Here is a 22,706-nt window from a genome sequence, read left to right as displayed (position 1 = left end):
ATCCTCGGCAGCGGCCCGCGAAGGGACGATGTCGGCACGCTCAGCGCAGGCGGTGCAGTTCCATCACGCCGGCGATCGGGTCGTAGTAGAACCAGTCGCTGGCATGGTCGGCGAGCCAGCCGGTCTGCATGCGTGTCGCCGGCGGCACATGGCACAACACACCCGGGCCGTGGTCCTCGTCGGGTGCGACGGACGCGGGGGGCGTCTCGTCGAGCAGATTCTCCAGCGAGGCAGGCTTGTCGCCCCAGGTCAGGCAGTCCGCCTCCCTGCTGCTGTCGGCCGGCCACCCCATGCGGGTCCAGAACGCCTCGCGTCCACGGGCCTGCAGGCGGTGGGCGTCGTGGACCTCGCCATCGGCCATGCGCACGATGCGCCAGCGTCCAGCGGTGGCGTCGACCGTCCACACGACCTCGTCCGCGTCGTGGGTTGCGGCATGGCCGTACTGGCCGGCGAACGGCGCGACGTCGTCCGCGTGCGCAAGCGACGCAGAGGCCAGCAGGACCAGCAGGCAACGTCCGCGCACCGGTTCAGTCCGCCCAGGCTTCGACATACAGCGTGCGCGACGCGTCATCCGGATCGGCATGGATCCAGATGCCGCCGGCTTCCGAGGCCGGCAGGTAGAAACCGTCGTCGGCCGCCAGCATGGTGCATGCGGCGGCCGGGGATTCGTCCGCCAGCGTGCGCGCGAGGCACATGTCCTCCACGAAGCGCCGGACCGCAGGGCCTGCCACGGCGAATGGCGCGGCCAGCACGTACTGGTGGTCGCCCCAGCGCTGCGAATCCATCAGCCGCACCTCGGCCACCGGCTGGCCGGCCAGTTGCACGCGGTCGGAGCGCAGCACCGCGTGTGCGGTCACCGCCGTGAGGGTCTGCTGCGCGTCGTCCGCCAGGGTGTCATCGCAGTCCAGTTCGACGCGCACCGCGCGCGTGCGCCATCCGGGAGGCAGTTCATCCACGCGGCGTGCACGGATGCGGTCGCAGCCGGGCATCGCGTCCAGGCCGTGCGCGGCATGCGCGCCGGGCACCACCATCACCAGCGCGGGAAAATCGCCGCCCGTGACGTGCATGATCCGCGCGGCGCCGGCCTCCTCGGCGCGGACGCGCGCGCCAGCCACCAGCAACAGGCCGGCGGCGGCGGGGGCGAGCAGGTGGCGGCATTCCATTGCGTCACTCCGGCGGGGTGGAACGGGTGCGTCAGCGTGCGCTGTAGGCGTGGACTTCGTCCACCAGCACGGCGACGTGATCGGGGTTCATGTCCGGCGACATGCCGTGGCCCAGGTTGAACACATGGCCTTCGCGCGAGCCGCCATTGCCGTCGCGGTAGCTGTCGAGTGCGCGGCGCACCTCGCGGCGGATCGCGTCGGGCGAGCCGTACAGCGTGGCCGGGTCCAGATTGCCCTGCAGCGCCACCTTGCCCTGCGTGCGGCGCGCGGCCTCGCCCAGTTCGACCAGCCAGTCCACGCCCACGCCATCTGCGCCACTGGAGGCGAGTTCTTCGAGGTAGGCGGCCGTACCCTTGCCGAACAGGATCAGCGGGGTGCGCTCGGCGCCTTCGCCGCGATCAAGTTCCTGCGCGATGCGCTGCAGGTAGGGCAGGGAGAACTCGCGGTACATCGCTGGCGAGAGCACGCCGCCCCAGGTATCGAACACCTGCAGCGCCTGCGCGCCGGCCGCGCGCTGCGCGGCGAGGTAGGCGATCACCGCGTCGGTGTTGACCGCCAGCAGCCGGTGCAGCGTGTCCGGGTCGTTGAGCGCCATCGCCTTGATCAGCGCGAAATCCTTGCTGCCACCGCCCTGCACCATGTAGCAGGCCAGCGTCCAGGGGCTGCCGGAGAAGCCGATCAGCGGCACCTTGCCGTCCAGCTCGCGGCGGATCACGCGCACCGCGTCCATCACGTAGCGCAGTTCGGCTTCCATGTCCGGCACGCCCAGCTTCGCCGCATCGGCGGCGCTGCGCACGGTGCGCTCGAACTTCGGGCCTTCGCCTTCGACGAAATACAGGCCCAGGCCCATCGCGTCGGGGATGGTCAGGATGTCGGAGAACAGGATCGCCGCGTCCAGGTCGAAACGGCGCAGCGGCTGCAGGGTCACTTCGCAGGCCACCTCCGGATTCTTCGCCATGCCGAGGAAGCTGCCGGCCTCCTTGCGCGTGGCGCGGTACTCCGGCAGGTAGCGGCCGGCCTGGCGCATCAGCCACACGGGCGTGCGGTCCACGGGTTCGCGGCGCAGGGCACGCAGGAAGCGGTCGTTCTTCAAATCGGTCATTCGGGAGATCCGGAAAGGGGTTACTTGGGCGCGTCGGCGCCGCGGGCGAACATCAGCTGGAAGCCACGCTTGAGGTGGCTGTCGCGCGCCTTCTCGAACGCGGCGTTCGCCTCGTCCTGCAGCAGGTACTGCTCGCGCTTCAGCGAGGCGCGACCGCCGATCTGGCCGGTTTCGCGCAGCAGTTCCCAGCCGCCGAACAGGTCGGGCTGCAGGGTCAGCTGGACGTAGCGGGGGGCTTCGCCCGCGTCGGGGCGTTGCTGGAGGAGGACGCGCATGGCGGCATTTTAGCCGGACGGGTCGTCAGGCGGACAGCACGGCCAGCACGCGGGCCTCGTCCACGTCCGGCACCACCTCGGCCTGGCCCAGGCCGCGCCACAGCACCAGCCGCAGGCGGCCGGCGATGTTCTTCTTGTCCAGGCGCATGCGGGCGAGCAGGGCGTCCGGCACCAGGCCGGCGGGAATGCGGACCGGCAGGCCGTAGTCCGCCAGCAGGCGTTCCAGGCGGTCGGCGTCGCCTGCGGACGCCATCCCCAGGTCGGCCGAGAGGCGCGCCGCCAGCACCATGCCCACCGCCACGGCTTCGCCATGGTTGAGGTTGTCGTTGCCGACGCCGCCATAGCCCTGTTCGGTCTCAATGGCGTGGCCGAAGGTGTGGCCGAAGTTGAGCAGGGCACGCTCGCCCTTCTCCAGCGGATCGCGGGCGACGATCTCGGCCTTGTGTTCGCAACTGGCGGCGATGGCCAGGGCCAGCGCTTCTTCGTCCATGGCCAGCAGCGCCACGCGCTCCTGTTCCAGCCACTGGAAGAAGCGCGCGTCGCGGATGGCGCCGTACTTGATGACTTCCGCCAGGCCGGCGCGCAGTTCGCGTGGCGGCAGCGTCGCCAGCGCGCTGGTGTCGGCGAACACCGCGCGCGGCGGGTGGAAGGCGCCGACCAGGTTCTTGCCCTGCGGAATGTCGACGGCCGTCTTGCCGCCCACCGACGAGTCCACCATCGACAGCAGCGTCGTCGGCACCTGCACGCAGTCCACGCCGCGCATCCAGCACGCTGCCGCGAACCCGGCCAGGTCGCCGACCACGCCGCCGCCCAGCGCGATCACGCATGCGTCGCGGGTGGCGCCGAGGGTCGCCAGTGCCTCGATGGCGTGGCCGAAGTGCGTAAGCGTCTTCGATTCCTCGCCTGCCGGCAGGATGAACGTGCCGATGGCGAGGTCCGGACGCGTGGCATGCAAGGCCTCGCGCACCGTGCCGGCATACAGTGGCGCGACGATCGAATCGCTGACCAGCAGCACGTGGCGGCCGCGCACGTGCTGTGCCAGCGCGGTGCCGTCGGCCAGCAGGCCGGGGCCGATGGCGATGGAATAGGGGGTTTCGCCGCCGACATCGACGGTGCGTGCGTGGCTCATGCGTTCTCTTCGATGGGCTGCCAGCGGTGCGCCAGCAACTGGGTCAGGCGGGCCGTCGCCTCGGGCGGCGTCAGGCCGTCGGTGTCGAGGGTCAGGTCGGCCACCTCGCGGTACAGCGGTTCGCGCAGTGCCGCCATGTCGTGCAGCACCTGCTCACGGTCCGGCCGTTGCAGTAGCGGGCGGTTGGTGCAACGGCCGACGCGCTTCAGCTGCGCTTCCACGCTGACCTGCAGGTAGACCACGTAGCCGCGTTGTTTCATCTGTATCCGATTGTCGGCGTCCAGCACGGCGCCGCCGCCGGTCGAGACCAGTTGGCCATGGCCGGCCAGCAGTTCGTTCAGGGTGGCCTTCTCACGCTCGCGGAAGCCGGCTTCGCCCACATGCTCGAACAGCGTGGCGATGCTGGCGCCGGTGCGGTCGACGATGGCCTGGTCCGCGTCCACGAACACCAGCCCGAAGCGCTCGGCGACGCGCTTGCCGATGGAAGTCTTGCCGGCCCCGGTGGGGCCGACCAGGATCAGGTTGTGGGCCGGATTCATGATGTGCAGATGCTACACCGCCCAACTGCGCGCGTGGCGCGGACTTAACACCGGCGGGACTACGGTGGCCGTCCGGCGTCGTGCCGGGCAACCGAACAGGAGTGCGCCATGTCCGTCGCCAAGATCATCGAAGTCAACGCATCGTCGAAGACCAGCATGGAAGATGCCGTCAAGGTCGGCCTGAAGAAGACCTCCGAAACCGTCAAGAACATCAAGGGTGCCTGGGTCAACGAGATCAAGGTGGTCACCGACGACGGTGGCAACGTGCAGGAATGGCGCGTCAACCTGCGGATCAGCTTCGTGGTGGAGTGAGGCAAGGGACAGGCGTGGGGTAGGCAGGTGTGGGATAGATAGGTGTGGGAGCGACGTAAGTCGCGATGACGCCATCCGGCACCTTCATCGCGACTTACGTCGCTCCCACAACCTGCATCTATGCAGCGACAGGTCTGCGCGCCTCATCCAGCCGGATCACCCGATCCGCTGTCGCCGGCAGCGTCGCCAACAGGTGCCGGCTGGTGCGCTCGTAGTGCTGGATGAAGCGCTCCAGCTGCACCCGGTCCATGCCGTGGCGGGCGGGATCGCGCGCCACCATCGCCTGTTCCTGCTGCCAGCGCCACGTGCGCACGATGTCGAAGCCCGGCGGTTGCAGGAACCAGAGCGCATCGAGGCGGGACCACAGTGCGGGGTAGTCGCGGTGCAGCGCCTCGTTGCAATGGCGCCGCCAGCGACCGTCCGCATCTTCTTCGCGCTCCAGTGCGTTGATGGGGGAGGCCAGCGCGTCATCCGCCTCGGGTGTCGCGCCCACGCACCAGCCTTCGAACAGCACCAGGTCGACACGTTCCTGCACGCGGACCCACGCCGCGTCTTCCACCCGGTCGTCGGCCAGTTTGTCGAAGCGCGGCAGCGCGACGTTCTGGCCCGTCTTCAATGCGTCCAGCACGCGGCAGCCAAGCGCCACGTCGTGCGTGCCGGGCGGTCCGCGCGTGGCGAGCAGCGGATGCACCTCGTCGGCGAGCTGCCGGCGCTGGCCGCGGGTCAGGTACAGGTCGTCCAGCGACAGCACGGCGACGCGCAGGCCATCGGCTTCGGCCCGTGCGGCGATCTGCGCGGCCAGCGTCGATTTGCCGCTGCCCTGCAGGCCGCTGATGGCGAAGACTGGCGTGCGCACCGGCATGTTGCGTGACGCGGCCAGCGCGTCGACGACGAGAACGTCGGGAAAGCCAGCGGGATGCGTTGCCTGCGCCATCGCGCGACAATAGCGCATGCCCGATGCGCGGGCGCTGCCTGGCGACGCCATGACCGACCTGTATGCCGAAGCCCTGTCCACGTTCGCCACCCTGTTCGGTGAAGCGAAGGCGGCAGGCACCGAAGTCGAGCCGAATGCGATGACGGTCGCGACCGCCACGGCCGATGGCCGTCCCTCCGCGCGCACCGTGCTGCTGAAGGCCTGCGACGAGCGCGGCTTCGTCTTCTATACCCACACGCACAGCCAGAAGGGCCGCGAACTGCACGACAACCCGCGTGCCGCACTGCTGTTCCTGTGGCGCAGCCTGCGCGAGGCCGGCATCCAGGTGCGCGTGGAAGGCGCGGTGACGCCGGTCAGCGACGCAGAGGCCGATGCCTACTTCGCCTCGCGTCCGCGCCAGAGCCAGTTGGGGGCATGGGCCTCGATCCAGTCGGAGACACTGGATTCGCGCGAGGCGTTCGAAACACGCATGGCGGAAGTGGAAGCGCGCTTCGCCGTTGGCGATGTGCCGCGTCCCGATGGCTGGAGCGGCTATCGCGTGGCGCCTGACGCCATCGAGTTCTGGTACGGCGCACAGTTCCGCCTGCACGAACGCTGGCGTTACGAGTGCGACAGTGCCGGCGCGTGGAGCAAGCGGATGCTGTTTCCGTGAACCGCATCGGCAGCACGCGTGGGAGCGACCTGAGTCGCGAGCTCTTGGGGTATCGCGAGAGGCTCGCGACTTGCGTCGCTCCCACAGGATACATAGCGTGAGGACCGGCCCGCAGCGCATCGTCTGCCTGACCGAGGAGCCGACCGAAACGCTGTACGCGCTTGGCGAGCAGGACCGCATCGTCGGCATCAGCGGCTTCACCGTGCGTCCGCCGCAGGCGCGCAAGGAGAAGCCGAAAGTCAGTGCGTTCACCAGTGCCAGGATCGGCGAGATCCTGAAGCTGCAGCCGGACCTGGCCATCGGCTTCTCCGATATCCAGGCCGACATCGCCGCCGAACTGGTCCGGCAGGGCGTGGAAGTGTGGATCAGCAACCACCGCAGCGTGGAGGGCATCGTCGACTACGTCCGGCGGCTCGGCGCACTGGTGGGTGCGCCGGCGCGTGCCAACGACTACGCCGATACGCTGCAGCGCGGGCTGGACGAGGTGCGTGCGCAGGCGGCGTGCCTGCCACGCCGGCCGACGGTCTACTTCGAGGAGTGGGACGAACCGCAGATCACCGGCATCCGCTGGGTGTCGGAGCTGGTCGGCATTGCCGGCGGCGACGACGTGTTCCCGGAGATGGCGAAGGAATCGCTGGCGAAGCACCGCATCCTCGCCGACGGCAGCGAGGTGGTGCGCCGTGCGCCCGACATCATCCTGGGGTCGTGGTGCGGCAAGAAGTTCCGTCCCGATCGCGTCGCGGCGCGTCCCGGCTGGCACGCCATCCCCGCCGTGCGCGACGGCGAACTGCACGAAATCAAGTCGCCACTGATCCTGCAGCCCGGGCCGGCGGCGCTCACCGACGGCGTGCAGGCGATCGCGGCGATCATCCGGGCGTGGTCCGCAAAGCGTGGCTGAGCACGTTTCACCGTGGGAGCGACGTAAGTCGCGATAGGCCGCCGCGGTGCTTCATCGCGACTTACGTCGCTCCCACAACAGCGCAGCGTTGCGACGCCTCAGAAATTCCGCTGGAACTTCACGGTTTCCGTGCGACCACCCGACGTCACCACCACCTCGAAGCGGTAGGAGTCGCGCGGCGAGATGCGCGCAACGCCGATGTGGTCCATGTAGCCGCCCGCATCCACCTTGCGCAGCGTGACGGTTTGCCGCGCACCGGACAGGTCATGCGCGCTGACGGCCACCTCGCCGTCGGCATCGATTTCCTCGTTGCCCCTGACTTCGCGCAGCGCGACCAGTACCAGCGCGGTCCCGGCATCGCGCGGCACGCCGTACTGCTTCGCCACGGATTCGCTCAGCGACAGCGTGGGCAGCGCGTTGTAGCGCACGCGCAGGGTGCCGAAGTCGGCTTCGGACGGTGCCGCCGGGATGAACTCGGCTGCGCGTGGCGCTTCGCCGCCGGAGCAGGCGGGCAGCAGCGAGGAGAGGGCGAGCAGGATCAGCAGGGAAGGGCGGCGCATGGCAGGGACCGTGGAGGCAGGAATGAAGGCGAGTACTACCCGTTCGCCGCCGACAGTTCGGCGCCGCGCTCGGTGGCGGCATGCACGGCCTTCGCGACCAGGGCTTCGAAACCGCCCGCCTGGAACGTTTCGATGGCGGCCTGCGTGGTGCCGTTCGGTGAGGTGACGCGGCGTCGGAGTTCGGCGGGCGCTTCGCCGCTTTCCGTCAGCATGCGCGCCGCGCCGAGGACGGTCTGCAGCACCAGCGTGCGCGCTGCGTCGGCGGGCAGGCCTTCGGCTTTCGCTGCTTCTTCCATCGCTTCGGCCAGCAGGAATACATAGGCCGGTCCGCTGCCGGACACGCCGGTGACCGCATCCATCTTCGCCTCGCTGTCGATCCACACCGTCGGGCCTGCGGCCGACAACAGCAGTTCCGCGCGCTGGCGACCGGCGGCATCGACTTCTTCGCTGGCATGCAGGCCGGTAACGCCTGCACCGAGCATGGCCGGCGTGTTCGGCATGCTGCGCACCACCGGCACGCCGCCGCCCAGCCAGCGCTGCATCTGTGCGCCGGTGATGCCGGCAGCGATGGAAACGGCGAGCGGGCGCTGCGCCTGCGCACGCGGTGCGAGGCCCTCGCACACCGTGCGCATCACCTGCGGCTTCACCGCGAACAGCCAGGTGTCGGCGCCGTACACGGCTTCGCCCGCCTCTGCGAAGACCTGTACGCCAAAGTCCGCGGCCAGCGCCGCGCGCAGCGGTTCCGCCGGTTCGGCCACGCGGATGCGCGACGGGTCGGCGCCGCGCTTGATCAGGCCGCCGATCAGGCTGCGCGCCATGTTGCCGCCGCCGATGAAGGCCAGGGGATGCGTCAACACGGGGGACGAATGCGGGGAAGACATGGCGTGTGGTCTCGTGGATCGCGTGGAAAGGGAATCATCATGCCGGCCGTGCGCCGAACAGCGCTGTGCCGATCCGGACCATCGTCGCACCATGCGCGATGGCCTCGGCGAAATCGCCGCTCATGCCCATCGACAGCGTGTCGATACCCGGGTGCTGTTCGGCCAAGGCGTCCTGCAGCGTCTTCATGCGGCCGAACGCGGCCGAACGCGCGGCCGGGTCCGGGTGCGGTGCCGGAATAGCCATCAGCCCGCGCAGGCGCAGCTGCGGGGCGGCCACGATGGCCTCGGCCAGGGCGGGGATCTCGTCCGGATCGCAGCCGTGCTTGCTGGCCTCGTCGTCGATGTTGACCTGGATCAGCACGTTCAACGCTGCCCGGTCGGCCGGGCGATACCGTGACAACGCGCCGATCAATTTGTGACGGTCTACCGTTTGGACCCAGTCGAACAGGCGCGCGGCGATGTCGGCCTTGTTCGATTGCAGGTGGCCGATGAGATGCCATTCCAGTCCCATGCCGGCCAGTTCGCCGATCTTTCCCTGCGCCTCCTGCACGTAGTTCTCGCCGAACGCGCGCTGGCCGGCGCGGGCCAGGGCGGCAATGGACGCGGCCGGCTGCAGCTTCGACACGGCCAGCAGCGCGGGGGCTGGCCGATGTGCGTCTTTGGCTGCGTTTTCAAGGTGTTGCAGGGTCTCGCTGAGGGTGTCGGCGAGCATGTTCATCCAGCCATTGGCGGAAACGACGAGGGCGCTATACTGCCTTCCGGGGAATCAAGGTTCCAGTTCGCAGCAACTTGGGGAAGCAGCGTCATGGATATCGCCGAGCTCTTGGCGTTTTCGGTAAAGAACAAAGCGTCCGACCTCCACCTCTCGGCCGGCCTGCCGCCGATGATCCGCGTGGACGGCGACGTGCGCCGCATCAACATTCCGGCGCTGGACCACAAGCAGGTGCACGCGCTGGTTTACGACATCATGTCGGACAAGCAGCGTCGCGACTTCGAAGAGTTCCTCGAGGTCGACTTCTCGTTCGAGATCCCGTCGCTGGCGCGCTTCCGCGTCAACGCGTTCAACCAGAACCGCGGCGCGGGTGCGGTGTTCCGCACCATTCCCTCGGAAGTGCTGACGCTGGAAGACCTGGGCTGTCCGCCGCTGTTCCGCGAACTGATCCAGCAGCCGCAGGGTCTGATCCTGGTGACCGGCCCGACCGGCTCGGGCAAGTCGACCACGCTGGCGGCGATGATCGACCACATCAACAAGAACGAATACGGCCACATCCTCAGCGTCGAGGATCCGATCGAATTCGTGCATACCTCGCAGAAGTGCCTGATCAACCAGCGCGAAGTGCACCGCGACACGCACGGCTTCAACGAAGCCCTGCGCTCGGCGCTGCGCGAGGATCCCGACTACATCCTGGTCGGCGAGTTGCGCGATCTGGAAACCATCCGCCTGGCGCTGACCGCCGCGGAAACCGGCCACCTGGTGTTCGCCACCCTGCATACCAGCTCGGCGGCCAAGACCATCGACCGCATCATCGACGTGTTTCCCGCTGGCGAAAAGCCGATGGTCCGCTCGATGCTGTCGGAGTCGCTGCGTGCCGTCATCTCGCAGGCGCTGCTGAAGAAGATCGGTGGTGGCCGTACGGCCGCCTGGGAAATCATGGTCGGCACCCCGGCCATCCGCAACCTGATCCGCGAGGACAAGGTGGCGCAGATGTACTCGGCCATCCAGACCGGCCAGAACTACGGGATGATGACGCTGGACCAGCACCTGCAGGACCTGGTGAAGCGCAGCCTGATCACGCGCCAGCAGGCCAAGGAATACGCGAAGGAAAAGCGGCTGTTCGAATAGCCTTGTGAGTGGTGATTCGTGATTCGTGATTCGTGATTCGTGTTTTTTCAAAAGCCGGGGTTCGATGAAGTGGTGGGGTGAATACGCGGTCGGATAACCGTTCTTGCGAATCACTGCTCACGAATCACGAATCACGGCTCCTCCAGGAGCCACCCATGAGCAGTATCGATTTCACCTCTTTTCTCAAGCTGATGGCGCACCAGAAGGCCTCGGACCTGTTCATCACGTCCGGCATGCCGCCGTCCATCAAGGTGCACGGCAAGATCTCGCCGATCACGCAGACGCCGCTGACCTCGCAGCAGTCGCGCGACCTGGTGTTGAACGTGATGACGCCGGCGCAGCGCGAGGAGTTCGAAAAGACCCACGAGTGCAACTTCGCCATCGGCGTGGCCGGCGTGGGCCGCTTCCGTGTCAGCTGCTTCTACCAGCGCAACCAGGTCGGCATGGTGCTGCGTCGCATCGAGACGCGCATCCCGACCATCGAGGAGCTGAACCTGCCGCCGGTCATCAAGACGCTGGCGATGACCAAGCGCGGCATCATCCTGTTCGTCGGCGCCACCGGCACCGGCAAGTCGACGTCGCTGGCGGCGATGATCGGCTACCGCAACCAGAATTCGACCGGTCACATCATCACGATCGAGGACCCGATCGAATTCGTGCACAAGCACGAAGGCTGCATCATCACCCAGCGCGAGGTCGGCATCGACACCGACAGCTGGGAAGCGGCGCTGAAGAACACGCTGCGCCAGGCGCCTGACGTCATCATGATCGGCGAGGTGCGCACCCGCGAGGGCATGGACCACGCCATCGCCTTCGCCGAAACCGGCCACCTGGTGTTGTGCACGCTGCACGCCAACAACGCCAATCAGGCGATGGACCGCATCATCAACTTCTTCCCGGAAGACCGCCGCACGCAGTTGCTGATGGACCTGTCGCTCAACCTAAAGGGCGTGGTCGCGCAGCAGTTGATTCCCACCCCGGACGGCAAGGCACGCCGCGTGGCGATGGAAATCCTGCTGGGTACGCCGCTGGTGCAGGACTACATCCGCGACGGCGAGGTGCACAAGCTGAAGGAAGTGATGAAGGAGTCCACCAACCTCGGCATGAAGACCTTCGACCAGGCCCTGTTCGAGCTGTACCAGGCCGGCGAGATCAGCTACGAGGACGCGCTGCGCTTCGCCGACTCGCAGAACGAAGTGCGCCTGCGCATCAAGCTGGCCCAGGGCGGCGACGCCCGCACGCTGGCGCAGGGTCTGGATGGCGTGGAGATCGCGGAAGTCCGCTGATCCAGCATGCCCGGCTGCAACCAGGAAGGGGCGGGCGACCGCCCCTTTTTTTGGCTGAGAAGCAGCGTAGGTCGCGTCGCGGCTGGCGTGCCGGGCACTGCCATCAAGGCAAATAGCCTCGACGCCAAGGCTCGTTGCCTTGTCATCGACTCTCAATGCCTTGCTGCGCTGGGCTGAAAGCCTCGACGCCGAGCAAAATAGCCTCGTCATGGCACAGTAGAGCCTTCCCATCGAAGCAAGTTGCTCTGTCATGGAACATAAGCGCCTTGCCTTCGAGGTAACGTGCTTTGCCGCCGCACCAGAATAGGTCGATGGCGAGGCAATCTTGCTTGCTGTCTCGTGGGAGTTTTCAGGTGTCGAAGGATTGCAGTGAACAAGCCCAGTAAGCCATTCGATCCTAGTCATGAGGATATCTCGCCGGGAGACATCTACGAAGACGTCTTCTTCCATCCATGCCTATGCATCGGGGTGGAGCAGGGTGCTGCGTGGGGGATATCCCTGATCGACGGTTCCCAGCCCCGTACCGTCGATCTCGGGGTCAGTGGCGTTCGCAAACTGACCGTCCAGCAGGCTTGGGAATGGAAACTCAGGGGGCCGGATGCCATCGCGAAGGAGTGGACGGAAACACTTGGCCTGGATGACGTTGAATGAACGCGTGTCCGCATTGCGCCGAGAAGAGCATCAGCATGTGGCGCAAGGTCACGGCGACGCCGTTCTGGCCTGCCATCTGCCGTCGCTGCGACAAGGCCAGCCATGTGTCGGTCTGGAGTGGGGTTCTTGCTACGGTCGCCACGGAGGTGCTGCTTCTGGTGGGAATGGTCGTGGTCATCCTGTACGGCGGCGCATACGGTCTGCTGGTGTCTTCGGTCGGTGTAATTGCATTGTTCGTCTTGCTTGCGCGGCTGTTTCCGCTTGTCCCGGCCAGGTATGAAGTGCGGGAGGTGCGCCGCCGGACGGTACGGCACACCACTATTCTCGCGGGCGTCGTGGTCCTGGTGTCCGCAGCCCTGATGCTGGCGATCCGCTAGGTAGGACAGTACAAGCGATGGAGGAGGGGAGTCTTCAGGCCTTCCTGCACGCCAAACTGGTGACTTCCGGCACCTAAGTTCCCGCGACACCGGCCGGAAGATGTTCCTGACCCGGCATGGTGTCGGAATTCCAGGAACCCCTCCGTGATCACGCAGATACTCACGCACACCCCGCTCTGGGTCTTTGCCCTGTTCTCCGGACTGGTCTACCTGGGTTACGTCCAGAGCAGGACGCGGCAGGTCTCGCGCAACCGGCTGATCCTATTGCCGGTCGCGATGCTGGGCTGGTCGCTGTACTCGGTGTGGTCGACCTTCGATGCGCATCTCACGTCGCTGGTCGCGTGGGCCTGCGCGTGGGGTGCCGTGGTGGCCATCAGCCTCGCTCGTGGACCGTCGCGCACCGCGTCCTACGACGCAGCGACCGCGCAGTTCACGGTGGCCGGCAGTTGGCTGCCGCTGGCGCCGATGATGGGCATCTTCTTCTTCAAGTACGCGGTGGCCGTGGCCCATGCCATCAAGCCTGGCGTCCTCGACACGACGATGGCGGTGGCCATGGTTTCCGCAACGTACGGACTTTTCAGCGGGTTGTTCATGGCGCGTGCCGTGCGCGTGTTGGGAACGATGAAGGGACAGCGCCTGGTCGAGCGCAGCGCCTGAATAGAAACGCAGGATGGGTTGAGCCGAAGGCGATCCCATCATGAAGAACCGACGAGTCAGCCGATGATGGGTATCGCCTTCGGCTCAACCCATCCTGCAAAGGCGCTGGTTCAGGCCTTCATGCTGCCGGTGTCCAGCCAGCGCTGGTGCCACGACAGCGCTTCCGGCAGCAGGTGCGGGGTGTGCTTGCCGTAGCTGTGGTGCAGGGCGCGGTCGAAATAATCCTGCAGCGCGTCGTGGTAATCCGGATGCGCGCAGTTGGCGATCAGCAGGCGGGCGCGCTGCTTTGGCGTAAGGCCGCGCAGGTCGGCCAGGCCCTGTTCGGTGACGATGACCGAAACGTCGTGTTCGGTGTGGTCCACATGGCTGACCATCGGCACCAGTGCGGAAATGCTGCCGCCCTTGGCGGTGCTGGGACTCAGGAACACCGACATGAACCCGTTGCGCGCGAAGTCGCCCGAGCCGCCGATGCCGTTCTGGATGCGGCTGCCCATCACGTGGGTGGAATTGACATTGCCGTAGAGGTCGGCCTCGATCATCCCGTTCATGCCGATGCAGCCCAGGCGGCGCACGAGTTCCGGATGGTTCGACATTTCCTGCGTGCGCAGGATGATGCGCTCGCGGTAGAAGGCGATGTCGCGCTTGAACGCTTCATTCGCCTCGGGGCTGAGGGCGAAGCCCGTGCATGACGCCACGTCCAGCACGCCGTCGCGCAGCAGGTCGAGCATGCCGTCCTGGATCACCTCGGTGAATGCGGTCAATCCACGGAAGCCGCTTTTTGCCAGCCCCGCGAGCACGGCGTTGGGGATATTGCCGACGCCGGACTGCAGCGGCAGCAGGTTCGGCGGCAGGCGGCCCAGCGCGACTTCGTGCTTCAGGAAGTCGATCAGGTGCCCGGCGATGCGCTCGCTGGTGCCGTCGATGGGCGTGAACGGACTGTTGCGGTCGGGGCCGTGCGTGCGGACGACCGCGACGATCTTGTCCGGATCGCAGCGCAGCGCAGTGTCGCCGATGCGGTCGTGCACATGTTCCAGCGGGATCGGCTTGCGGTGCGGCGGCAGCGCGGTGCCGTAGTAGATGTCGTGCATCCCTTCGATGTCGGCGGGCTGCCAGTCGTTGACCTCGACGATGACCTTCTTCGCCAGGTCCAGCCACGTCTTGTTGTTGCCGACCGAGGTGGACGGCACCAGCGTGCCGTCTTCGCGGATGGCGGAGACCTCGATCACCGCGGTATCTATGGGGCCGTAGAAGCCGAACCACACGTGCTGCGCGACATGGCTCAAGTGGATGTCGATGTAGTCCAGCGTGCCCTCGTTGATGCGCTTGCGTGCGTCCGGATCACTCTGGAACGGCATGCGCAGTGCGATGGCGTCGGCCTTGGCGAGGGCGCCGTCCAGCTCCGGAGCCGTCGATGCACCGGTCATCAGCTTGATCTGGAAGGGCAGGCCGGCCGAGTGGGCTTGTTCGATGCGCGTCGCCAACGCCAGCGGCACCGCCTTGGGATAGCCGGAGCCGGTGAAGCCGCTCATGGCGACGGTCTCGCCGGGCTGGATGAGGCTGGCGGCGTGCTCGGCGCTGATTACGCGGCCGCGCAGGCCGGCGTGGCGGATACGGTCTTCGTGCATCGGGAGGGGCATCGGCTTGGCGAAACGACGATTATCGCCCGCAGGGTGGCGCGGCAGCATACGACCATTGTGGCGCGCGCGGATTGCGCCGGATCAATGCCCCGCGGCTGCCATCCACGGCGGGCGCTGCTTCGATGCACGCTTGAAGGCCGGGCAGTCCGCGCGGTGCGCGCCCGGCAGGTAGCCCAGGCTCATCAGGAATTCGTTGGTGATCTCGCCGCCGGTGAAGCGGAAGGTCTTCTTGAACAGCCTGACCCAGTCGGCCTTCGGCAGCGGATGGTGCGCATCCAGCCACGCGGCGAAGCTGCCGTGCGTCTTGCGAAGTTGCTGGATCACCTGCGCGTTGTGGATCGCGGCCTCGACCTTCAACCGGTTGCGGATGATGCCGGGGTCGGCGAGCAGGCGGGTGCGGTCCTTGTCGCCGTACCGGGCGACCTTGTCCACATCGAAGCCGCTGTAGGCGGTGCGGAAGCCCTCGCGCTTCTTCAGCATCGTTTCCCAGCTCAGGCCGGCCTGGTTGATCTCCAGCAGCAGGCGTTCGAACAGCACGGCTTCGTCGCGTTGCGGGAAGCCGTACTCCCGGTCGTGGTAGGGGCCGTGCAGGGGATGGCCGGGAGCGATGTCGCAATAGCCTGACATGGGCGGATATCCTGAAAAGAGAGGCCGATTCTAGGGCGTGTTGCGGACAGCACGTGTCCGCGCAGGCGCGGCATGCGCGGCGGCGGGCTAGAATGGCGGCCATGCACGATGTCGCCACGCCCCTGGCCAACCAACTGCTGATCGCCTCGCCGGCGCTGTCCGATCCGAATTTCGCCCGTGCCGTCACCCTGATCTGCCAGCACGACGACGAAGGCGCCATGGGCGTGGTCGTCAACCGCCCCTCCGAATACACGCTGGGCGAGGTGCTGCGGCAGATGAACCTCGCCTCGCACGATCCGCGGCTGGACGAGCAGATCGTGCTGGCGGGCGGACCGGTGCACCCGGAGCGCGGCTTCGTGTTGCACGACAGTGCCCGCGCCTGGGAATCCACGCTGGAAGTCGCCAGCGGCCTGTACCTGACCACCTCGCGCGACATCCTCGAAGCGATGGCGGAAGGCGAGGGGCCGGCGAATGTCGTGGTGGCGCTGGGCTGCGCAGGCTGGGGTGCTGGTCAACTGGAATACGAACTGGGCGAGAACAGCTGGCTGACCGCACCGGCGGACGCCGAACTGCTGTTCACCGTGCCGCTGGAACAGCGCTGGCAGGCGGCCGGTCAGCGCATCGGCGTCGACATGACCCGGTTGACGGATTACAGCGGCCACGCATGAGTGCGCGCGCGCCGACGTCGCGTCTACGCCCGCCGTCGCAGGATGGCGCGGCCCGTATCGAACGGAGGCACTGGTCATGAAGCTGGATGGCACCGTACTGGGATTCGACGTGGGTTCCCGCCGCATCGGCGTCGCCGTCGGCAGCGCCTTCGGCACCGGCGCGCGTGCGCTGGCGGTGATCGACGTGCATGGCCATGGCCCCGACTGGCCGGCGATCGACAGGCTGCACGCGGAGTGGAAGCCCGATGGCCTGGTGGTCGGCGACCCGATGACATTGGAGGGCGGCGACCAGCCGATTCGCAAGCGCGCCCATGCCTTCGCACGCGAGCTGCGTGCGCGCTACCAGTTGCCGGTGGTGCTGGTGGACGAACGCACCAGTTCGGTGGAGGCGGCGGAACGCTTCGCGCTGGACCGTGCCGAAGGCCGCAAGCGCCGCCGCGACGCTGCCGCGCTCGATGCCGTGGCGGCCGCCGTGATCATCGAGCGCTGGCTGGCCGCACCGCAAGACGCCACTCTCCTGACCTGATTCTTTCCCGACGACGCCCCATGACCCCACAACTCGATTCGGCTGGACGCCTGCAGCACCTGTTGACCCTCGATGGCCTGCCGCGCGAGACGCTGTGCCGGCTGATCGATCGCGCCGGCCAGATCCGCGACGCCGCGCTCGGGCGCACGCCGCGGCGGCAGGTGCTGGACGGCACCACCGTGTGCACGCTCTTCTTCGAACCGTCCACGCGTACGCGCAGTTCGTTCCACATCGCCGCGCAGCGGCTGGGGGCGGACGTGGTGAATGTCGATGCCTCCACCTCGTCCACCCGCAAGGGCGAAACCGCACGCGACACGCTGCGCAACCTGGAGGCGATGGGCGTGCGCGGTTTCATCGTCCGCCACGCGGAAGACGGCGCGGTCGCCGCGCTGGCCGCCGAGGCGGGCGAGGGCACGGCGCTGATCAATGCCGGCGATGGCCGCAGCGCGCACCCGACCCAGGGGCTGCTGGACGTGCTGACGATCCGCCAGGCCAAGGGAGCCGACTTCTCGCGCCTGAAGGTGTTGATGGTCGGCGATGTGAACCACTCGCGCGTGGCGCGTTCGGACCTGCATGCATTGAAGACGCTGGGTGCGGGCGAGATCCGCGTCTGCGGTCCGCAGTCGCTGCTGCCGGACGACGGCACTCTGGCGGGCTGCGAGGTCGGGCAGGACTTCGATGCGATGCTGGACGGCGTCGACGTGGTGATGATGCTGCGCCTGCAGCGCGAGCGCATGGAAGAAGGGCTGGTCGCGTCGATCGAGGACTACCACCGCGATTACGGACTCACCGCCATGCGCCTGGCGCGTGCCGCGAAGGATGCGGTGGTGCTGCACCCCGGGCCGATCAACCGCGGCGTGGAAATCACCGACGAGGTGGCCGACGGCCCGCAGTCGCTGGTGCTGCGCCAGGTCAGCAACGGTGTCGCCATCCGCATGGCGGTGCTGGAGATGCTGCTGGGCTGAGGGGTGTCGTTACGTTGCGCACGCGATGTCTGCTCGATGTGCGACGAGTATCCGGATACCGTCATCCAGGCCCAGGCCGGGACCCAATGCCGGTGGTTCTTCAGTCGAGCCGCGCCCTTGGCGCTTTGTCGGGGTGGATAAAGTCGCTGGGTCCCGGCCTGCGCCGGGATGGCGGGTTCATTCTTTGCGAGGCGAGTGTGATCAAGGCCGTTTCGCGCCCGCATCCGCGGGTCACTCCGGCGCGGCGATCACGCGGTCCTTGCCTGCCTGCTTGGCCTGGTACATGGCGCGGTCGGCGCGGGCCAGCAGTTCGTCCTGCGATTCGCCCGGGTGCCAGCGCGCCACGCCGGCACTGAAGGTCACCAGGATGCCGCGGCCGTCGTAGACCAGCGGCTTGTGCGCCAGCCGGTCGCGCAGGCGCTCCAGCGTGCCCATGGCTTCCAGGAAGCTGGTTTCCGGCAGCAGCAGCACGAATTCCTCGCCGCCGAAACGCGCCACCGCGTCGGTGGCACGCAGGGTGGCGCGCGCCAGCGTCACGACGTGGCACAGCGCCGCGTCGCCACCGAGGTGTCCGTGCGCGGCATTGATGTGGCGGAAGTCGTCGAGGTCCAGCAGCGCCAGGCTCAGCGTCTGGCCGCTGCGCAGGGCACGCACCGATTCGCGCTTGAACAGTTCGTCGAAGCCGCGGCGGTTCAGCGCTTCGGTCAGCTGGTCCACGCGCACCAGTTCGGAGACCGACTGCAGTTCCTGTTCGAGGTCCTGCACGCGCCGTTCGGCTTCCTCCACCTCGCGCCGCGCTTCCATCAGGCTGTCGCGGGCACGCAGCGCCTGCGCCTGCACCTGCGCGGTGTCTTCCAGGATGTCCTCCATCCGCTTGCCCAGTTCGGCGATGCTGCGGCTGTCGCGCACGGCCTGCGCGTGGAAGCTGATGCGGTCGTGGAATTCGCCGGTGCTGCTGGCCATCCCATCGAGCCGCTCGACGAAGGTCACCATCATCTCCTTCATCGACGCCTTCGATTCGGCCAGGCCCTGCTTCAGCAGGCCCTGCTTGTAGATGACTTCGCGCAGGCCGGCGCGGGTCTGCTCCAGCGCGGTGCGGTCGAGCGGACCGGCGAGCAACTGGCGCACGGCGCCGATCTGGTCCTGCAGCCAACTGCCGTCCTCGATCAGCTCGCCGACGTTCTCCAGCAGCAGGTCGAACAGGCTGCGCATCAGCTCTTGCGCGTCGTCCACCTCGTGCGTGCGCTGCCCGACCTGCAGGCAGAGCTCGCGCAGGTCGGTGTCGAGGTCGCCGATGGGCTGGTTGGCCTGCCACTGCCGCACCCGGTCCGCCAGCGCGTGTGCCTGGGGCAGCAGCGCGCCATCGTCGCGCAGCAGGTGTTCCATGCCGCCGACCAGCAGGTGGTGCAGCAGGTCGCGGAGCTGTTCGGCTTCGCCGGCCAGTGGTTCGTCCTGGATCGTGCGGATGTATTTGTCGATCAGCTGCCGCAGCGCGCGGCCGTAACGCGGCCAGTCGCCTTCGGCGTGCGCGGACTGCAACCGCTCTCCCATGCCGTGCAGTTCGCCGGGCAGGCCGGCGACACCGTCGGCGAAGGCGGACAGCAGGGTGGCGGGTTCCTCCGCGTGCACGAACAATGCCTGCAGCTGCGCGCTGCTGATCGCCGGCCGCTGGCTCGAGGTCTTGGTCGTGGCGAGTTCGCGCGATGCGGGCGCGACGGCCTCGCGGCGACGCGGCCACAGCCGCCGCAGGCCACCAGCAATACCGGAATTGTCATCGGCCACGTCAGCCATCGCGTGTCGCTCTCACGGCCATGGGCGGATGCCCGTCGGCCACCAGGGATGCCGTGTTATCGGCCGCGATGGGGGATGGTTGAGGGAAGCCGGGCGTGCCGGGGTGGTGGGAGGCGGGAAGCGTGACGCAGGCCGCGTGGTATCAGCCGGCGCCGGACGGGAAGCGGACGCGCGCTTCCTCGATGATGGCCAGCTGGGCCGCGGCCTCCTGGTGGCCGGTCGCGGCGGCGGCGCGGACCTGGTCCAGCGACGGGTGCGACACGATCAACAGCAGGTTGCCGCACTGCGGGCAGGCGTAATCGGTGACTGCGTCATGCAGTTCCATGGCCATCGCACGGCTGTCGCCCTGCCAGCCGCAGGCGCAGGCCAGTTCGCGCTCGCGCCAGCCGGCGATGAAGTAGTCGGGGACGAGTTCGGCCACGGCTCAGTGCCCGCGCTTCTGCGCGAACAGCCAGTCCCACATCGGCGTGTAAGCGTACGTGGCATCCCAACTGTTGTGGTTGGCGTCGGGGAATTCGGTATAGCGCGCATCACGTGCGCCGGCGGCCTTCAGGGCGGCACCCATGCGGCGCGACTGCGACGGCGGCACCACGTTGTCCTGGCCGCCATGGAAGATCCACACCGGGATGTCTTTCAGCCGCTGCGCGGTGGCGGCGAACGGGTCGGCGGCATTGCCGACACTGTGCGCGCGCAGGCCCGGACGCGCATCCGTCCAGTCCACGGTGATGCCACCGCAGACCGGCACCAGCGCGGCGAAGCGGGTGGGTTGCTGCAATGCCAGTTCCCAGGTGCCGTAGCCGCCCATCGACATGCCGGTCAGTGAGACGCGGTCCGGATCGCCGTTGAATTCGCGCATCGCCGCGTCCAGCGTCGCAAAGGCGATCGGCCCCGCGACTTCGGTCCATTCGGTATCGTCCGGCGCCTGCGGGAACACCACCACGCCCGGGAACGTATCGGCATGCTGGCGCAGGTACGGTCCCAGGCCGGCCATCGTCTGCTTCACGCCATCGTCGCCGCGCTCGCCGGAGCCGTTGAGGAACAGCACCACCGGCGGCTTGCCGCCGCGGAAGCGCGCGGCCGGCACGAACACCTGGTAACGGTAGGTCTTGCCTTCCAGCGCGACCTCACGCGAGACGAACTCGCCGGTCGGGTTCATGGAGGACGTGGTGGCGCAGGCGGTCATCAGGATCAGCAGCAGGCCCAGGCAGGCGGTGGCGAGAAAGCGCATGGCGGTCGCGGTCCAAGGGTAACGGGCGGCAGCATACCCCGTGGCGCCGGTCCACCGCGTCAGCGCTTCGGGTCGGGAGGTGGCATCTCGTCGCGCATCCGCATGAAGCGGGCGAAGCGCGGCAGCCCGGTCGAGGTGAGGCCGTTGTAGCGATAGGTCAGCCATGTGCCGGGTGGCGGTGGCCTGGCCCGTTGGGCGTCGGTGAAGCCGGTGCCGAGGCGGAAGCTGCGCCCGTCCGGTGTGCGCACCTGCAGTGCGCCCATCATGCCTGCGTACTTGCCCTTGCCGGGCAGGTGCGCGACGACCTGCGCCTCCGCGTCCTCATGCGGCTTGTACTTCAGCAGGTCTTCGCTGCGTCCCGCACGATAGAACGCGTCGCGTCGATGCAGCATCAGGCCTTCGCCCCCGGCGGCGACCACGCGGGCCAGTTCCGCATCCAGTGCCGCAGCGGTATCGAAGCGTCGTTGTGGAATCGTCTGCAGGTGCGTGTTGCCTGCGGCCGAGGTCATGGAACGCATGCGTACGACGCGCTCGGCGAACGGTCCCGGATGCGTCGGCAGGTCGAAGACCATGAAGCGCACGTCGCGCCAGGCCTGCGCATCGGTGCCGACGCGGCGGACAAGGGCACTGACGTCGTCGAAGCGGCCACGCGCGATCCACAGTTCACCCTCCATCGGGTCGATCGGCCAGCCGCGCGTGAAGGCCGACGGCGCCGCGATCCGTGCGCCGCCGCGGGTCCACAGTGCCCGGCCATCCCAACGGGCGCGCACGCCGTCCAGCTTTTCGCTGACCAGGAAGGCGTCGACGGGGACACCTTCGCGATACGTGGTCGCCAGCATCGGATCGGGCAGTGGCGCCGACAGGCCAGGCCAGGCCAGCGAGCAGAGAAGGAGGAAGAGCAGCAGGCGCATGGCAGACAGTGGGGCCGAGGGGTGTCCAGCGTCGTGCCTGTGGAGGGACGTCCGGAATCAGCACCTGCCGTTGCGATGCGTAGGAAAGCCCGCATCGGCGATGTCGGCGCTCATGCCGTCGGGCCGTGCGTATTGCCGGAAAGGCCGCCCCGCGCCGCATGGCGGCCCCGTCCCTTAGAATCACGCCTCCACGCCAGGGAAAGGTCGGGCAAGGTCGCACGACCCAAGGCGTGGAGCGCATCACCACGAGAAAATGGGGAATTACTACATGAAGATGGATATCAGGACCGGCTGCGCCTGTGCAGCCCTGTTGGTCGCGTTGGCGTGGTCGTCCGATGCGGACGCCCAGCGCTCTCCGTGGTGGGAGCGGCAGAAGGCGGCGACCGCCGAGTCGACCGGGACTCCCGCCCAGGGACAACCCGCAGTGCCGGCCGCGCAGGCGCCGCAGTACACGCCCGCGGTGCAGCGGGAAACGATCGAAGGACCCGCCTATACATACGTGGAAGCGGGCATCGGCCGCGCGGACGTGGATCTTTACGAAGTGGATGAAAGCGTCGACGGCGGCTACATCCGGGGATCGGTGGCAGTGACCGACAACCTGTACGTGTTTGGTGGTTACGACCAGGTATCGGAAACCTGGAGCCTCGATGCAGAGAGGCTGAAGGCCACGATCGACCAGACCGAACTGGGCCTGGGAGCGAGCCTTTCCCTGTCGCCGCGCGCCGATTTCATCAGCGAGCTGTCGTTGGTGCGGCTGGGCGTCAAGCTGGATTACGACGATGCCGCCAGCGGCGACAGCCTGAGCGGCAGCGACCACGTGTATGCCGGCAAGCTGATGCTGGGCATCCGTGCCCGGCCGGTGTCCGGTCTGGAGCTGTGGGCGAAAGCGGGTTACCTGCGCGTGGACGACAACCTGGTGGTCGACCATTCCATGATCGGCAACCTGGGCCTCCAGTACCGCGTGACCCCGACGTGGGGGCTGGTCGGTGAAGCGGAGTTCTACGAGGACGTGCGCTTCTATCGCCTGGGCGTGCGCGCCAGCTTCTGAGTAGGGCGACGGCGCCCGTCTTCCTGACGGCCTGACCGGGACCGCA

28 protein-coding genes are annotated in these 22,706 nt (G+C 67.7%); 12 read left to right on the top strand and 16 right to left on the bottom strand.

Features of this window, described 5'->3' with window-relative positions:
* Positions 1-40: 40 nt before the first annotated feature.
* Genes V7060_RS06360 through V7060_RS06335 form a run of 6 tightly spaced genes read right to left on the bottom strand, consistent with a single transcriptional unit; the run spans position 41 to position 4,208 of the window.
* Positions 41-523 (bottom strand): hypothetical protein, encoded by a 483-nt coding sequence (locus V7060_RS06360; protein WP_334178394.1) that lies wholly within the window; start codon positions 521-523, stop codon positions 41-43.
* A 4-nt stretch (positions 524-527) separates the two neighbouring features.
* Positions 528-1,163: a hypothetical protein gene (locus V7060_RS06355; protein WP_334178393.1), complete on the bottom strand. Its 636-nt coding sequence runs from the start codon at positions 1,161-1,163 to the stop codon at positions 528-530.
* A gap of 31 nt (positions 1,164-1,194) precedes the next feature.
* Positions 1,195-2,265 (bottom strand): uroporphyrinogen decarboxylase, encoded by a 1,071-nt coding sequence (gene hemE, locus V7060_RS06350; RefSeq protein ID WP_334178392.1) that lies wholly within the window; start codon positions 2,263-2,265, stop codon positions 1,195-1,197.
* A 20-nt stretch (positions 2,266-2,285) separates the two neighbouring features.
* Entirely contained in the window at positions 2,286-2,540 is a 255-nt protein-coding gene (locus V7060_RS06345; RefSeq protein ID WP_334178391.1) for a WGR domain-containing protein, read from the bottom strand.
* A 25-nt stretch (positions 2,541-2,565) separates the two neighbouring features.
* Positions 2,566-3,669: a 3-dehydroquinate synthase gene (gene aroB / locus V7060_RS06340; RefSeq protein ID WP_334178390.1), complete on the bottom strand. Its 1,104-nt coding sequence runs from the start codon at positions 3,667-3,669 to the stop codon at positions 2,566-2,568.
* Positions 3,666-4,208 carry a shikimate kinase gene (locus V7060_RS06335; RefSeq protein ID WP_334178389.1) on the bottom strand — a complete coding sequence of 181 codons (543 nt, stop codon included), beginning with the start codon at positions 4,206-4,208 and terminating at the stop codon, positions 3,666-3,668. Before V7060_RS06335 ends, aroB begins: the two co-directional genes overlap by 4 nt.
* A gap of 108 nt (positions 4,209-4,316) precedes the next feature.
* On the opposite strand from V7060_RS06335, the gene V7060_RS06330 reads away from it, so the two are divergent.
* On the top strand, positions 4,317-4,520 hold the full coding sequence (locus V7060_RS06330; RefSeq protein WP_162339152.1) for a dodecin family protein: 204 nt from the start codon (positions 4,317-4,319) through the stop codon (positions 4,518-4,520).
* A 118-nt stretch (positions 4,521-4,638) separates the two neighbouring features.
* On the opposite strand, the gene V7060_RS06325 is transcribed toward V7060_RS06330, so the two are convergent.
* Positions 4,639-5,382 carry a kinase gene (locus tag V7060_RS06325; RefSeq protein WP_334178415.1) on the bottom strand — a complete coding sequence of 248 codons (744 nt, stop codon included), beginning with the start codon at positions 5,380-5,382 and terminating at the stop codon, positions 4,639-4,641.
* 121 nt (positions 5,383-5,503) lie between these two features.
* On the opposite strand from V7060_RS06325, the gene pdxH reads away from it, so the two are divergent.
* A complete protein-coding gene (gene pdxH / locus V7060_RS06320; RefSeq protein ID WP_334178414.1) occupies positions 5,504-6,106 on the top strand; it encodes a pyridoxamine 5'-phosphate oxidase in 603 nt (200 codons plus the stop codon).
* Between the two features lie 97 nt (positions 6,107-6,203).
* Positions 6,204-7,004, top strand: a complete 801-nt coding sequence (locus tag V7060_RS06315; protein WP_334178388.1) for a cobalamin-binding protein — start codon at positions 6,204-6,206, stop codon at positions 7,002-7,004.
* 98 nt (positions 7,005-7,102) lie between these two features.
* On the opposite strand, the gene V7060_RS06310 is transcribed toward V7060_RS06315, so the two are convergent.
* From V7060_RS06310 to V7060_RS06300, 3 genes are read right to left on the bottom strand one after another with little or no spacing between them, the layout of a single operon-like run.
* Positions 7,103-7,564 carry a DUF4426 domain-containing protein gene (locus V7060_RS06310; RefSeq protein ID WP_334178387.1) on the bottom strand — a complete coding sequence of 154 codons (462 nt, stop codon included), beginning with the start codon at positions 7,562-7,564 and terminating at the stop codon, positions 7,103-7,105.
* Positions 7,565-7,599: 35 nt separating this feature from the next.
* On the bottom strand, positions 7,600-8,445 hold the full coding sequence (proC, locus tag V7060_RS06305) for a pyrroline-5-carboxylate reductase (RefSeq protein ID WP_334178386.1): 846 nt from the start codon (positions 8,443-8,445) through the stop codon (positions 7,600-7,602).
* Between the two features lie 37 nt (positions 8,446-8,482).
* The gene (locus tag V7060_RS06300; protein ID WP_334178413.1) at positions 8,483-9,157 is read right to left on the bottom strand and encodes a YggS family pyridoxal phosphate-dependent enzyme; all 675 of its coding nucleotides are present in this window, start codon (positions 9,155-9,157) and stop codon (positions 8,483-8,485) included.
* 93 nt (positions 9,158-9,250) lie between these two features.
* Here V7060_RS06300 and V7060_RS06295 point away from each other — a divergent pair, with 93 nt between their 5' ends.
* From V7060_RS06295 to V7060_RS06275, 5 genes are all read left to right on the top strand, one after another.
* On the top strand, positions 9,251-10,288 hold the full coding sequence (locus V7060_RS06295) for a type IV pilus twitching motility protein PilT (protein ID WP_062352229.1): 1,038 nt from the start codon (positions 9,251-9,253) through the stop codon (positions 10,286-10,288).
* A 155-nt stretch (positions 10,289-10,443) separates the two neighbouring features.
* Positions 10,444-11,574 carry a PilT/PilU family type 4a pilus ATPase gene (locus V7060_RS06290; protein WP_334178385.1) on the top strand — a complete coding sequence of 377 codons (1,131 nt, stop codon included), beginning with the start codon at positions 10,444-10,446 and terminating at the stop codon, positions 11,572-11,574.
* A gap of 369 nt (positions 11,575-11,943) precedes the next feature.
* Positions 11,944-12,225 (top strand): hypothetical protein, encoded by a 282-nt coding sequence (locus V7060_RS06285; RefSeq protein WP_334178384.1) that lies wholly within the window; start codon positions 11,944-11,946, stop codon positions 12,223-12,225.
* Positions 12,222-12,602 carry a hypothetical protein gene (locus V7060_RS06280; RefSeq protein WP_334178383.1) on the top strand — a complete coding sequence of 127 codons (381 nt, stop codon included), beginning with the start codon at positions 12,222-12,224 and terminating at the stop codon, positions 12,600-12,602. The genes V7060_RS06285 and V7060_RS06280 overlap by 4 nt, the downstream gene beginning before the upstream one ends.
* Positions 12,603-12,746: 144 nt before the next feature.
* Positions 12,747-13,259: a DUF6622 family protein gene (locus V7060_RS06275; protein ID WP_334178382.1), complete on the top strand. Its 513-nt coding sequence runs from the start codon at positions 12,747-12,749 to the stop codon at positions 13,257-13,259.
* Positions 13,260-13,369: 110 nt separating this feature from the next.
* Here V7060_RS06275 and V7060_RS06270 read toward each other — a convergent pair whose 3' ends face one another.
* Positions 13,370-14,884: an acetyl-CoA hydrolase/transferase family protein gene (locus V7060_RS06270; protein WP_334178381.1), complete on the bottom strand. Its 1,515-nt coding sequence runs from the start codon at positions 14,882-14,884 to the stop codon at positions 13,370-13,372.
* Positions 14,885-14,977: 93 nt separating this feature from the next.
* Entirely contained in the window at positions 14,978-15,523 is a 546-nt protein-coding gene (locus tag V7060_RS06265) for a DNA-3-methyladenine glycosylase I (protein ID WP_334178380.1), read from the bottom strand.
* A gap of 101 nt (positions 15,524-15,624) precedes the next feature.
* Between V7060_RS06265 and V7060_RS06260 the strand changes: the two genes are divergently transcribed.
* From V7060_RS06260 to V7060_RS06250, 3 genes are all read left to right on the top strand, one after another.
* Entirely contained in the window at positions 15,625-16,191 is a 567-nt protein-coding gene (locus V7060_RS06260) for a YqgE/AlgH family protein (protein WP_334178379.1), read from the top strand.
* A 76-nt stretch (positions 16,192-16,267) separates the two neighbouring features.
* Entirely contained in the window at positions 16,268-16,717 is a 450-nt protein-coding gene (gene ruvX, locus V7060_RS06255; protein WP_334178378.1) for a Holliday junction resolvase RuvX, read from the top strand.
* Between the two features lie 20 nt (positions 16,718-16,737).
* Positions 16,738-17,682 (top strand): aspartate carbamoyltransferase catalytic subunit, encoded by a 945-nt coding sequence (locus tag V7060_RS06250; RefSeq protein ID WP_334178377.1) that lies wholly within the window; start codon positions 16,738-16,740, stop codon positions 17,680-17,682.
* Positions 17,683-17,913: 231 nt separating this feature from the next.
* On the opposite strand, the gene V7060_RS06245 is transcribed toward V7060_RS06250, so the two are convergent.
* The 4 genes from V7060_RS06245 to V7060_RS06230 all read right to left on the bottom strand — a co-directional run bounded on the left by V7060_RS06245 (position 17,914) and on the right by V7060_RS06230 (position 21,612).
* Positions 17,914-19,473 (bottom strand): GGDEF domain-containing protein, encoded by a 1,560-nt coding sequence (locus V7060_RS06245; RefSeq protein WP_334178376.1) that lies wholly within the window; start codon positions 19,471-19,473, stop codon positions 17,914-17,916.
* A 142-nt stretch (positions 19,474-19,615) separates the two neighbouring features.
* A complete protein-coding gene (locus V7060_RS06240; RefSeq protein WP_334178375.1) occupies positions 19,616-19,894 on the bottom strand; it encodes a hypothetical protein in 279 nt (92 codons plus the stop codon).
* A gap of 3 nt (positions 19,895-19,897) precedes the next feature.
* On the bottom strand, positions 19,898-20,701 hold the full coding sequence (locus V7060_RS06235) for a prolyl oligopeptidase family serine peptidase (protein ID WP_334178374.1): 804 nt from the start codon (positions 20,699-20,701) through the stop codon (positions 19,898-19,900).
* A 59-nt stretch (positions 20,702-20,760) separates the two neighbouring features.
* A complete protein-coding gene (locus V7060_RS06230; RefSeq protein WP_334178373.1) occupies positions 20,761-21,612 on the bottom strand; it encodes a DNA ligase in 852 nt (283 codons plus the stop codon).
* A gap of 268 nt (positions 21,613-21,880) precedes the next feature.
* Between V7060_RS06230 and V7060_RS06225 the strand changes: the two genes are divergently transcribed.
* Positions 21,881-22,660 carry a hypothetical protein gene (locus V7060_RS06225; RefSeq protein WP_334178372.1) on the top strand — a complete coding sequence of 260 codons (780 nt, stop codon included), beginning with the start codon at positions 21,881-21,883 and terminating at the stop codon, positions 22,658-22,660.
* Positions 22,661-22,706 lie beyond the last annotated feature (46 nt).

Origin of the sequence: Pseudoxanthomonas sp. (genome assembly GCF_036845285.1) — a bacterium.
Lineage (GTDB): Bacteria > Pseudomonadota > Gammaproteobacteria > Xanthomonadales > Xanthomonadaceae > Pseudoxanthomonas_A.
Note: the sequence above shows the minus strand (reverse complement) of the source record. Positions and strands in the feature narration are given on the sequence as shown.

Coding starts and splice junctions, on each gene's coding strand:
- V7060_RS06355 (WP_334178393.1), bottom strand. CDS start 1,163: ATGGAATGCCGCCACCTGCTCGCCCCCGCCGCCGCCGGCCTGTTGCTG.
- hemE (WP_334178392.1), bottom strand. CDS start 2,265: ATGACCGATTTGAAGAACGACCGCTTCCTGCGTGCCCTGCGCCGCGAA.
- V7060_RS06345 (WP_334178391.1), bottom strand. CDS start 2,540: ATGCGCGTCCTCCTCCAGCAACGCCCCGACGCGGGCGAAGCCCCCCGC.
- aroB (WP_334178390.1), bottom strand. CDS start 3,669: ATGAGCCACGCACGCACCGTCGATGTCGGCGGCGAAACCCCCTATTCC.
- V7060_RS06335 (WP_334178389.1), bottom strand. CDS start 4,208: ATGAATCCGGCCCACAACCTGATCCTGGTCGGCCCCACCGGGGCCGGC.
- V7060_RS06330 (WP_162339152.1), top strand. CDS start 4,317: ATGTCCGTCGCCAAGATCATCGAAGTCAACGCATCGTCGAAGACCAGC.
- V7060_RS06325 (WP_334178415.1), bottom strand. CDS start 5,382: ATGCCGGTGCGCACGCCAGTCTTCGCCATCAGCGGCCTGCAGGGCAGC.
- pdxH (WP_334178414.1), top strand. CDS start 5,504: ATGACCGACCTGTATGCCGAAGCCCTGTCCACGTTCGCCACCCTGTTC.
- V7060_RS06310 (WP_334178387.1), bottom strand. CDS start 7,564: ATGCGCCGCCCTTCCCTGCTGATCCTGCTCGCCCTCTCCTCGCTGCTG.
- proC (WP_334178386.1), bottom strand. CDS start 8,445: ATGTCTTCCCCGCATTCGTCCCCCGTGTTGACGCATCCCCTGGCCTTC.
- V7060_RS06300 (WP_334178413.1), bottom strand. CDS start 9,157: ATGCTCGCCGACACCCTCAGCGAGACCCTGCAACACCTTGAAAACGCA.
- V7060_RS06295 (WP_062352229.1), top strand. CDS start 9,251: ATGGATATCGCCGAGCTCTTGGCGTTTTCGGTAAAGAACAAAGCGTCC.
- V7060_RS06290 (WP_334178385.1), top strand. CDS start 10,444: ATGAGCAGTATCGATTTCACCTCTTTTCTCAAGCTGATGGCGCACCAG.
- V7060_RS06280 (WP_334178383.1), top strand. CDS start 12,222: ATGAACGCGTGTCCGCATTGCGCCGAGAAGAGCATCAGCATGTGGCGC.
- V7060_RS06270 (WP_334178381.1), bottom strand. CDS start 14,884: ATGCACGAAGACCGTATCCGCCACGCCGGCCTGCGCGGCCGCGTAATC.
- V7060_RS06265 (WP_334178380.1), bottom strand. CDS start 15,523: ATGTCAGGCTATTGCGACATCGCTCCCGGCCATCCCCTGCACGGCCCC.
- V7060_RS06260 (WP_334178379.1), top strand. CDS start 15,625: ATGCACGATGTCGCCACGCCCCTGGCCAACCAACTGCTGATCGCCTCG.
- ruvX (WP_334178378.1), top strand. CDS start 16,268: ATGAAGCTGGATGGCACCGTACTGGGATTCGACGTGGGTTCCCGCCGC.
- V7060_RS06250 (WP_334178377.1), top strand. CDS start 16,738: ATGACCCCACAACTCGATTCGGCTGGACGCCTGCAGCACCTGTTGACC.
- V7060_RS06245 (WP_334178376.1), bottom strand. CDS start 19,473: ATGGCTGACGTGGCCGATGACAATTCCGGTATTGCTGGTGGCCTGCGG.
- V7060_RS06235 (WP_334178374.1), bottom strand. CDS start 20,701: ATGCGCTTTCTCGCCACCGCCTGCCTGGGCCTGCTGCTGATCCTGATG.
- V7060_RS06230 (WP_334178373.1), bottom strand. CDS start 21,612: ATGCGCCTGCTGCTCTTCCTCCTTCTCTGCTCGCTGGCCTGGCCTGGC.
- V7060_RS06225 (WP_334178372.1), top strand. CDS start 21,881: ATGAAGATGGATATCAGGACCGGCTGCGCCTGTGCAGCCCTGTTGGTC.